Source organism: Photorhabdus sp. RW14-46 (genome assembly GCF_963887965.1).
GTDB lineage: Bacteria > Pseudomonadota > Gammaproteobacteria > Enterobacterales > Enterobacteriaceae > Photorhabdus > Photorhabdus laumondii.
In genome coordinates, this window is the sequence record NZ_CAWPHH010000028.1 from 51,366 (window position 1) to 60,699 (window position 9,334).

Consider the following 9,334-nt stretch of genomic DNA (forward strand, 5'->3'; position numbering starts at 1 on the left):
CTTAGATATTTGTTATTAACCAACGGGAGTTGTTGCCCCCATGCTGCAAGAAATCATGCAATTTATTAACCAGCATATGACCTTAAGCCTCATTTGGATTGCGCTGCTGGTTGCTGTTATTGTGACGACAACGAGAGGTTTCTTCTCTAAAACCAAAGAGATAACTCGTGCTCAAGCTATTAATCTGATCAATAAAGAAGAAGCCATCGTCGTGGATTTACGTTCCCGTGAAGATTTCCGCAAAGGGCATATTATTGGTGCAGTAAACCTGACTCCCTCTGAAATTAAAGACAACAATTTTGCTGAGTTGGAAAAACATAAAAAGCAGCCTGTAATTGTTGTTTCTGCGAATGGCACTGAATCTCGTACTCCGGCAGAGAATCTTCTTCGTGCTGGTTTTGAACGCGTATGTTCCTTGAAAGAAGGTTTGGTTGGTTGGACAGGCGAAAACTTGCCATTGGCACGTGGTAAAAAGTAATCATTTTGGGCGTGAATGGCGACATTCACATGAAAAATTTAATAAGGACATCTAAAGGTAACAATTATTATGTCAGAACAAAGCAATACAGAAATGGCTTTCCAGATCCAACGTATCTACACCAAAGATATCTCTTTTGAAGCACCGAACGCACCGCAAGTGTTTCAGCAGGAATGGCAGCCGGAAGTAAAACTGGATCTGGATACCGCTTCCAGTGAGTTGGCTCAAGGGGTTTATGAAGTTGTTCTGCGTGTGACTGTGACCGCAGCTTTGGGAGAAGAGACGGCATTCCTGTGTGAAGTACAGCAAGGGGGTATTTTCTCTATTGACGGTATTGAAGGAACTCAGTTAGCTCACTGCTTGGGGGCATATTGTCCGAATATCCTGTTCCCGTATGCTCGTGAGTGCATCACTAGCTTGGTCAGCCGTGGTACCTTCCCACAGCTGAATCTGGCTCCAGTAAACTTTGACGCCCTATTCATGAACTACCTGCAACAGCAGGCAGAACAGTCTCAGGGTGGTGAACAAACTGAACAGGAAGCTTAATGAATAGTACTGTTTCTATGACAGTGATTGGTGCCGGCTCATACGGCACCTCATTAGCCATTACGCTGGCTCGTAATGGTCATAATGTTGTACTTTGGGGGCATAATCCAGAGCATGTTGGGGCATTGCAACGGGTGCGTTGTAATCAAAAATTTCTGCCGGATGTTTCCTTTCCTGATAGTTTATTGCTTGAAACGGACCTAATAAAAGCACTAACAGCGAGCCGCGATATTCTTGTTGTGGTACCTAGTCATGTGTTTGGTGAAGTGTTAAAGCAGATAAAACCACATTTACGGCCTGATTCACGTATCGTATGGGCAACTAAAGGCTTGGAAGCGGATACCGGTCGGTTATTGCAGGATGTGGCCCGTGAGATATTAGGCAATGAAATACCGCTAGCGGTGCTCTCTGGGCCAACATTTGCTAAAGAGTTAGCGGCTGGTTTGCCTACCGCGATTGCTATTTCCGCGACGGAATCTGCTTTTGGCGATGGACTTCAACAATTATTCCACTGTGGCAAAAGTTTCCGGGTTTATAAAAATCCTGATTTTATTGGTGTTCAACTCGGTGGTGCCGTAAAAAACGTGATCGCCATTGGCGCGGGAATATCTGATGGCATGGGATTTGGTGCTAATGCTCGTACCGCATTGATTACTCGTGGATTGGCGGAAATGAGTCGTCTTGGTGCAGCGCTTGGTGCTGATCCTTCTACCTTTATGGGCATGGCGGGATTGGGCGATTTGGTCTTAACTTGTACTGATAACCAATCACGTAACCGTCGTTTTGGCATGATGCTGGGGCAGGGAATCAGTGTTGAAGAAGCGCAGGATCAGATTGGGCAGGTTGTTGAAGGTTATCGCAATACCAAAGAAGTACGTGCATTGGCTAATCGTGCCAATGTAGAAATGCCGATTGCAGAACAAATCTACCAGATACTCTATTGCAATAAAAATGTGATAGAAGCTGCTCAGGCATTATTAGGAAGAGCCAGAAAGGATGAGAGCGATAATGTGCGCTCTTAAATAAAAATCTAATGAGATAGGTTCTAATGTGAGAGTAAAAAATATGTCGCTAGAAGAATTGGACGAAGTTTGGAAGAACATAAAAACAGAAGCGAGAGCACTGGCTGAATGTGAACCGATGTTGGCCAGTTTTTTTCATGCAACATTACTCAAGCATGAAAATCTTGGTAGTGCTTTAAGTTATATGCTGGCGAATAAGCTGGCTACGCCGATTATGCCGGCTATTGCTGTTAGAGAGATCGTAGAAGAGGCTTATGGCTCGGATCAAAAGATGATTGTCTCTGCTGCCCGCGACATCATAGCGGTACGTCTACGTGATCCCGCCGTAGATAAATACTCAACACCTCTGCTGTACCTCAAAGGGTTTCATGCTCTACAAGCCTATCGTATTGCCCATTGGATCTGGGGAGAAGACCGTAAAGCATTGGCTATTTATCTGCAAAACCAAATCTCGATGTCTTTTGGCGTTGATATTCACCCGGCAGCAAAGATTGGTTGTGGCATTATGCTTGACCACGCCACTGGCATTGTGATTGGCGAAACGGCGGTAGTGGAAAATGACGTTTCTATCCTGCAATCCGTCACCCTTGGTGGTACGGGTAAAACCGGGGGTGATCGTCATCCGAAAGTCAGGGAAGGGGTGATGATTGGCGCAGGTTCGAAAATATTGGGTAATATTGAAATTGGTCGTGGGGCTAAAATTGGCGCAGGTTCAGTTGTCCTTCGCTCTGTTCCACCGCACACAACAGCCGCTGGAGTGCCTGCCCGTATTGTCGGTAAACCTGAAAGCGAAAAGCCATCATTGGATATGAACCAGCATTTTAATGGTATCAACCATGGCTTTGAGTATGGGGATGGGATTTAATTTATCGAAATCTGGATAATTAGTGAACGCTATCATATTTTCACATGCTGAATGTGGAAATATGATCTGGCATACTTAACGTGTGAAATCTGCTATACCCTATGGATTTCAAGATGCATCGCGGCGGCAAGGGAGCGAATCCCCGGGAGCATAGATAACTATGTGACTGGGGTGAGTGAGTGCAGCCAACAAGGAGGCAACTTGAAAGATGACGGGTATATAAATTATTTTTTTGCTACACCTATTATAATATAGTGCCAATGCTTAGGAATGACTTTATTTAGAACTTTATTATCTAACACCCCTAAAAATTTTCTTTGAAATTCATTCCTACCAAGCGTAGCAAGGAAGCCTAATGTTGTATAATTAACATCTGAAAATGCTGATAAATACTCTGTCATTTCCTTGGTGGTAACATAACCCCAAGTATTTCCCCAATTAACATAATTTTTCCTGAGGAATTTATGCAATGGTGATGCAACCAGATTTTCTGCAAACCAAAGTTCACCTCCTTCCTTTAATGAATAAAAGATTTGATTAATAGCCTCTTTTTGTGCTGTTTTATTGAAATTATAACCGACAGCACCTAATACTGATTTAAACATAACAATATCAAAATGGTTCTTATATTTAATATCCGATGCGTTTAATTTATCATACTGAATGCTCTTTTCTATATTATAACGCTTATGTTTCTCCAGTGCTTTTGGCGTAGGGCCATCTAAATCAGTACATAAGACATTTGCTCCATTCAATGCTGCCCATAATGATAACCCACCATTTCGACTACCTAGCTCTAGAATATTAGCTGACTTTAATTCTAATCCAGAATGATCTTGCCAATATTTTAAGGAATGACTCCAATTATATATGTCCCATTCTATGACATCATGGAGAAATTCTTTTGAATTTTTTGCTTTCATAGTGTAACCAATATATATCAATGAAAATGAGTTATTTTAATACTAACTTTATTAAATTATTATGATCTAAATAGTTTTATCAAATAGTAGATCATTTGAGGGAATCAACCCCGATATAAGTTATATGAATCAATTTTCAAAGAGAAAAAATTCCCCAATAGGGTTAGGTTATACTAATCATAGCACCTACGTCCTGTAATGAATGATGATTTAGCGCAAAACTTATTCATAAAATCCAGGAAAAAACTATGCCCTTGATGTCTTACTGTTTTCCTAACGACACATCATGGACATTCGGTCACTTACATTGCCAAAACCTGTTGCTTTTGCCCATCTTTGGTCGAATGCGATATGGGAGTACAGAGCTGATAACCATCGTGGCCGTACCATGCTTCCGAAAATGGTTATCTGATTCTCATCGTGGGTCTGGTGCAGAGCGGTTCCTAAACTGCATTGCTGTGACCCACGCAAAGAAGAAAAAATTACCGTGATATGGTCAATAACACATTGAACCATTGCAGGAATGTGTAGCGATATTAGGCATTATTGGCACACTATTCTCTGATGATAGCGCCCTGATAATCTAGTTGCCGCCAGGCTTCAAAAACAACAACAGCTACTGAATTGGAAAGATTCATACTGCGACTGTTTGCTAGCATTGGGATACGAATTTTTTGTTGTGGTGACATATTATCCAATACATAAGGTGGTAACCCTCTGGTTTCCGGCCCAAACATCAAATAATCGCCTGCTTGATAACTTACAGCACTATGTGCCGGAGTTCCTTTTGTTGTGAGAGCAAACAAATGAGCAGAAGATGCTCCTGTTAATCCTTCATTCTCTAAAAAAGCAAAATAATCATGATGTTGCTTAATATTGGCAAACTCATGGTAATCCAGCCCGGCTCGACGTAGCCTTTTGTCATCCCAGGTAAAACCTAGGGGCTGAATCAGATGCAATTGAAATCCGGTATTAGCACAAAGGCGAATAATATTACCGGTATTCGGTGGGATTTCAGGTTCAAATAAGACGATGTTTAGCATAAAGCCCCCCAGAAACAAGGGGCACAGATTAGCAGAAATCAGGAGGGGATGCAGGGGGATCTTCATCGATATTCTTATTTATCTATTAGAAGATCTTTCCTTGTTGGGGGGACTCACTTGTATTGTCAGTAAACTTAAAAATGAAAAAACATCACTGAATATAACCTAACAGACTAAATTTTCTAGAGACTCTCTGGATTACTTTTTTGCCACACCGATGATAATATAGTGCCAATGTTTAGGAACGACCTTATTTAGAACTTTATTATCTAACATTCCTAAAAATTTTCTTTGAGATTCATTCCTGCCAAACGTAGCAAGGAAACCTAAAGTTGTATAATTAACATTTGAAAATGCAGACAGATACTCGACCATTTCATTGACGGTAACATAGCCCCAGGCATTTCCCCAATTAACATAATTTTTTCTGAGAAACTGATGCAATGGCGATGCAACCAAATTTTCTGCAAACCAAAACTCCCCCCCTTTTTTTAATGAATGAAAAATCTGATTAATTGCCTTTTTTTGTGCAGATTTATTTGAATTATAACCGATACCGCCTAATACTGATTTAAACATAACGATATCAAAATGGTTCTTATATTTAATATCTAATGCACTTAATTTACCATATCGAATACTGCTTTCTATATTATAGCGCTTATGTTTCTCCTGAGCCTTTGAAGTAGGGCCATTTAGATCCGTACATAAAACATTACCTCCATTTAATGCTGCCCACAGTGATAATCCACCATTTCGGCTTCCTAGTTCTAGAATATTAGCTGACTTTAATTCTAGATTAGAATGGTCCTGCCAATATTTTAACGCATGACTCCAATTACCTATATCCCACTCTATTACATCATTGAGTAGCTCTCTTGAGTTCTCTGTTTTCATAAAAAAGGACCAATAGACTAATTATTTTAATAATACTTTTATAGTGAATTATTATGGTCTAGTGATAGATTATTTTTTAATGATGGTATTTTAGGAAAAGATTACGGGAGGGCTTGCTTAGCAAGAATTTCAGATAGATAGGCTGTACTCATCGTTGCTTTCGTGTCTATCTTATCTTAAATATTTTTGTATTATTCAGTATATTCACTGCAATATGTTTTATCTGAGATAGTAATTCCGCTGAATTGTTGCGCCGAATTGGGAGCGCCTGACGGTTTTTCCATCAGCGGCACTCCCTGAGCTTTTCATCAGTTCACGGCAAATATTCATCCATTTAATGAAATACTTTTGAAACAGCTTGGTGCTGATACAGCTAACCATATGGACTATGGTGTCATGGGTTGTAATACCCTGTTCAAATTTACCGTATTGCTTTAACAATCCTCGACTGCTCAACACCAAAACCTTCAATTTCTTCCCAGCCTTTGGTGCCACAATAACGTCACAATTGTTAACGGCAGAATATCTGCCAGCTCATAGTTATTTGCTATTCTGGCTAGGATTGTGAGTAATCGAGTAGTTGCTAAATCAATCGTAAAAAGGCTTTTAACGTTCTTTCCCTGAGCGAAAACCATGAGGGTTATTCTTTTGCCAATTCCAACTATCACGCATCATATCGTCAATATTGCGCGTTGCTTGCCAACCAAGGATATTCCGAGCTCTGGATGGATCAGACCAACACTCAGCAATATCCCCAGGACGTCTATCTGTAATTTTATATGGAATATCTTTACCTGACGCCTTTTCAAAAGCATGAAGTAGTTCGAGTACAGAATAACCAGCACCTGTTCCTAAATTAAAAACTTCATAGGATTGTTGTTTATCCAGATAGTCAATCGCAGCAATATGGCCTTCAGCCAAATCCATCACATGGATATAGTCACGAACACCGGTACCGTCTTTGGTTGGATAATCATTGCCATACACTGATAAACACTCCAGACGACCAATAGCAACCTGAGTGATATAAGGTAATAGGTTATTGGGAATACCGTTAGGGTCTTCGCCAATCATACCTGATGAGTGTGCACCAACAGGATTGAAATATCTCAGGCTGGTGATTTTGAAACTTGGCTCGGCAGCGGCAAAATCTTTTAGAATTTGCTCAACCATCAGTTTAGAAGTGCCATAAGGGTTAGTTGTACCACCAACTTTAGCATTTTCAGTAAGTGGTACAAATTCAGGATCACCATAAACCGTTGCGGATGAACTGAAAATCAGTTGATGTACACTGTTGGCACGCATAGCCTGCAACAGAACTAGGGTGCCAGTAGCATTGTTCTGATAATATTCAAGTGGTTTTCTAGTGGATTCGCCGACTGCTTTTAATCCGGCAAAATGAATTACAGATTCTATTTTATTTTCTTGGAAAATTTTATTCAGTAAATCCAAATCAAGGATATCACCTTGATAAAACTTCACGGATTTACCTGTGACTTTCTCGACTCTACGAAGAGATTCAGGTGATGAGTTACATAGGTTATCAATAACAACAACATCCGCTCTTCGTTCCAGAAGCGCTAATACTGTGTGTGAGCCGATATAGCCAGCTCCGCCGGTGATTAATGTAATCATTTGAATACCTTTGTGAATTTTCAGCTATAGTATTTAATTAAGCTGAATGTGAGCTTAAAAGTTTATTTTTCAAATGTTATTATCAAAAAACTTGAAAATAAGCTGTTCCTTGTCAAAAGAGCAAATAAAAAAAGCAGGTTTCAAACCTGCTCAGATTATTGACAAAGTGCTGGTTTTCTATCCGGCACTTTGTTTTAATTAAATTCCGTTCACCAAACGGAGCTTGCTGCTATGTTAAAGAATACCCCCTTCCCTGCCAGAAACGCTCTTGCTTGACGAGCTTGTGCCCAAAAATCATCTGGTCCGCAAAGTTGATTCCGCTATTGATTTCGAATTTATCCGCGCTGAATTGTGAAGGTTATCGATAACAACAACATTTGCTCCTTTTTCCAGAAGTACTAATACTGTGTGTGAATCGATATAACCGGCTCCGCCGGTGATTAATATAGTCATATTATGTCTATTTTAGTAGATTATAAAGTTCAAATACTACTTTAAAATGTCGTAAATATGATCTTTGGGATGAAAATCAATGGGAGCATTAACAAGAGTTTTCCTAATGTTTTTGAAATCATAACTCTCACAAAATATTTTTAAATCATTTAATAACGGATTTAATTTATCCCAAGTCAGAAAAACTTCATTGGCTGTCATGATCCTTGGGTGATTGGTGCCAGAAACGTTATCACCAATTAAGAGCTCTTCATAAAGTTTTTCACCGGGTCTTAATCCGGTAATTTTGATTTCGATATCACCATGAGGGGTGGTTTCATCTTTCACTGATAAACCAGAAAGATTAATCATTTTTCGGGCAAGATCGTATATTTTTACTGATTCCCCCATATCCAGAACAAAAACATCACCATTATTGCCCATCGCTCCTGCCTGAATAACTAACTGGGCGGCCTCTGGGATTGTCATGAAATAACGGGTAATATCTTTATGGGTAAGGGTTATTGGCCCTCCATTTTCTATTTGTTTCTCGAAGAGAGGGACAACAGAGCCGGATGAACCAAGAACGTTGCCAAAGCGAACCATTGAGAATTTTGTATAACTGTTCTCTTTAGCAAAAGCTTGTAGTATCAGTTCGGCAAATCTTTTTGTTGCGCCCATGGTATTCGTCGGGCGGACGGCTTTGTCTGTAGAGATTAATACAAATTTTTCAACTTTTTGATTAATTGCTGCTTTGGCAAGTGAGAGGGTACCAAAAATATTATTATTCACACCTTCTATTGTATTCATTTCTACAAGAGGAACGTGCTTATATGCGGCGGCATGGTATATGGTATTAATGTTGAATTTATTGATTATTTTATTTGTCTTATCTGCGTCTTTGATATCACCGAGAATTGGAATAATTGTTACGTTCAAATCATTTTTTGAATTTATTTTTTGTAACTCTTTTTCTATTGAATAAAGGCAGTACTCGGTTAACTCAAATAATACTATCTTAGAAGGAGACTGAGTGATGATTTGCCTGCATAATTCTGACCCGATTGAGCCACCTGAACCTGTAACGAGAATATTCTTATTTTTAATATTCTTACTTAGTAAATGTTGTAATGGATTAATTTGTTCTCTGCCAAGTAGATCATTAATAGAAACGCGTTTTAGTGTGTTTATTTGGGCTTTTCCTTCAACCAGATCATTGAAGCTTGGGATAGTGAGAATTTCACAATGCTCTTTTTGTAGTTTCTCAAGTATTTTCTTTCTATTGGGTATTGGTGCGCTAGGTATTGCTAATAATATTTTCTTTATATGAAATTTTTCTACTAAGAATGTTATTTTTTCTGGAGGAAAGACATAAACTCCATGAATAGATAAATTGTGTAATTTAGCATTGTCATCAACAAAAGCAATCGGGTTGAATTCTCTATGTTCTCTTAATATGGGTAACAGTTGCCGGCCAGATTCTCCTGCTCCGT

11 protein-coding genes and 1 pseudogene are annotated in these 9,334 nt (G+C 39.4%); 5 read left to right on the forward strand and 7 right to left on the reverse strand.

Annotation, left to right across the window (positions count from 1 at the left end; genetic code table 11):
- The first annotated feature begins 40 nt into the window (after window positions 1-40).
- From AACQ38_RS18520 to AACQ38_RS18540, 5 genes are all read left to right on the forward strand, one after another.
- Window positions 41-478, forward strand: a complete 438-nt coding sequence (locus tag AACQ38_RS18520; protein WP_011148899.1) for a rhodanese-like domain-containing protein — start codon at window positions 41-43, stop codon at window positions 476-478.
- 69 nt (window positions 479-547) lie between these two features.
- The gene (secB, locus tag AACQ38_RS18525; RefSeq protein WP_011148898.1) at window positions 548-1,024 is read left to right on the forward strand and encodes a protein-export chaperone SecB; all 477 of its coding nucleotides are present in this window, start codon (window positions 548-550) and stop codon (window positions 1,022-1,024) included.
- Window positions 1,024-2,046, forward strand: coding sequence for an NAD(P)H-dependent glycerol-3-phosphate dehydrogenase (gene gpsA / locus AACQ38_RS18530; protein ID WP_165578778.1), 1,023 nt, complete (start codon window positions 1,024-1,026; stop codon window positions 2,044-2,046). The genes secB and gpsA overlap by 1 nt, the downstream gene beginning before the upstream one ends.
- A gap of 43 nt (window positions 2,047-2,089) precedes the next feature.
- Window positions 2,090-2,911 (forward strand): serine O-acetyltransferase, encoded by an 822-nt coding sequence (cysE, locus tag AACQ38_RS18535; protein ID WP_011148896.1) that lies wholly within the window; start codon window positions 2,090-2,092, stop codon window positions 2,909-2,911.
- Between the two features lie 51 nt (window positions 2,912-2,962).
- A complete protein-coding gene (locus AACQ38_RS18540; RefSeq protein ID WP_165578779.1) occupies window positions 2,963-3,166 on the forward strand; it encodes a hypothetical protein in 204 nt (67 codons plus the stop codon).
- Here AACQ38_RS18540 and AACQ38_RS18545 read toward each other — a convergent pair.
- The 7 genes and pseudogenes from AACQ38_RS18545 to AACQ38_RS18575 form a co-directional block, all read right to left on the reverse strand.
- Window positions 3,136-3,834 (reverse strand): class I SAM-dependent methyltransferase, encoded by a 699-nt coding sequence (locus AACQ38_RS18545; RefSeq protein WP_041380442.1) that lies wholly within the window; start codon window positions 3,832-3,834, stop codon window positions 3,136-3,138. The genes AACQ38_RS18540 and AACQ38_RS18545 overlap by 31 nt on opposite strands.
- 554 nt (window positions 3,835-4,388) lie before the next feature.
- Complete coding sequence (gene trmL, locus AACQ38_RS18550) at window positions 4,389-4,877, reverse strand: tRNA (uridine(34)/cytosine(34)/5-carboxymethylaminomethyluridine(34)-2'-O)-methyltransferase TrmL (protein WP_165578781.1); 489 nt, start codon at window positions 4,875-4,877, stop codon at window positions 4,389-4,391.
- A 198-nt stretch (window positions 4,878-5,075) separates the two neighbouring features.
- Window positions 5,076-5,774, reverse strand: a complete 699-nt coding sequence (locus tag AACQ38_RS18555) for a class I SAM-dependent methyltransferase (protein ID WP_058588851.1) — start codon at window positions 5,772-5,774, stop codon at window positions 5,076-5,078.
- Between the two features lie 219 nt (window positions 5,775-5,993).
- Complete coding sequence (locus AACQ38_RS18560) at window positions 5,994-6,269, reverse strand: transposase family protein (protein ID WP_165578782.1); 276 nt, start codon at window positions 6,267-6,269, stop codon at window positions 5,994-5,996.
- 111 nt (window positions 6,270-6,380) lie between these two features.
- Entirely contained in the window at window positions 6,381-7,409 is a 1,029-nt protein-coding gene (gene galE, locus AACQ38_RS18565; RefSeq protein ID WP_165578783.1) for a UDP-glucose 4-epimerase GalE, read from the reverse strand.
- Between the two features lie 384 nt (window positions 7,410-7,793).
- Window positions 7,794-7,862, reverse strand: a pseudogene (locus tag AACQ38_RS18570) (hypothetical protein); the annotation flags it as partial.
- A gap of 36 nt (window positions 7,863-7,898) precedes the next feature.
- A partial coding sequence (locus AACQ38_RS18575; RefSeq protein WP_165578784.1) for a polysaccharide biosynthesis protein occupies window positions 7,899-9,334 on the reverse strand: 1,436 nt, incomplete at its 5' end.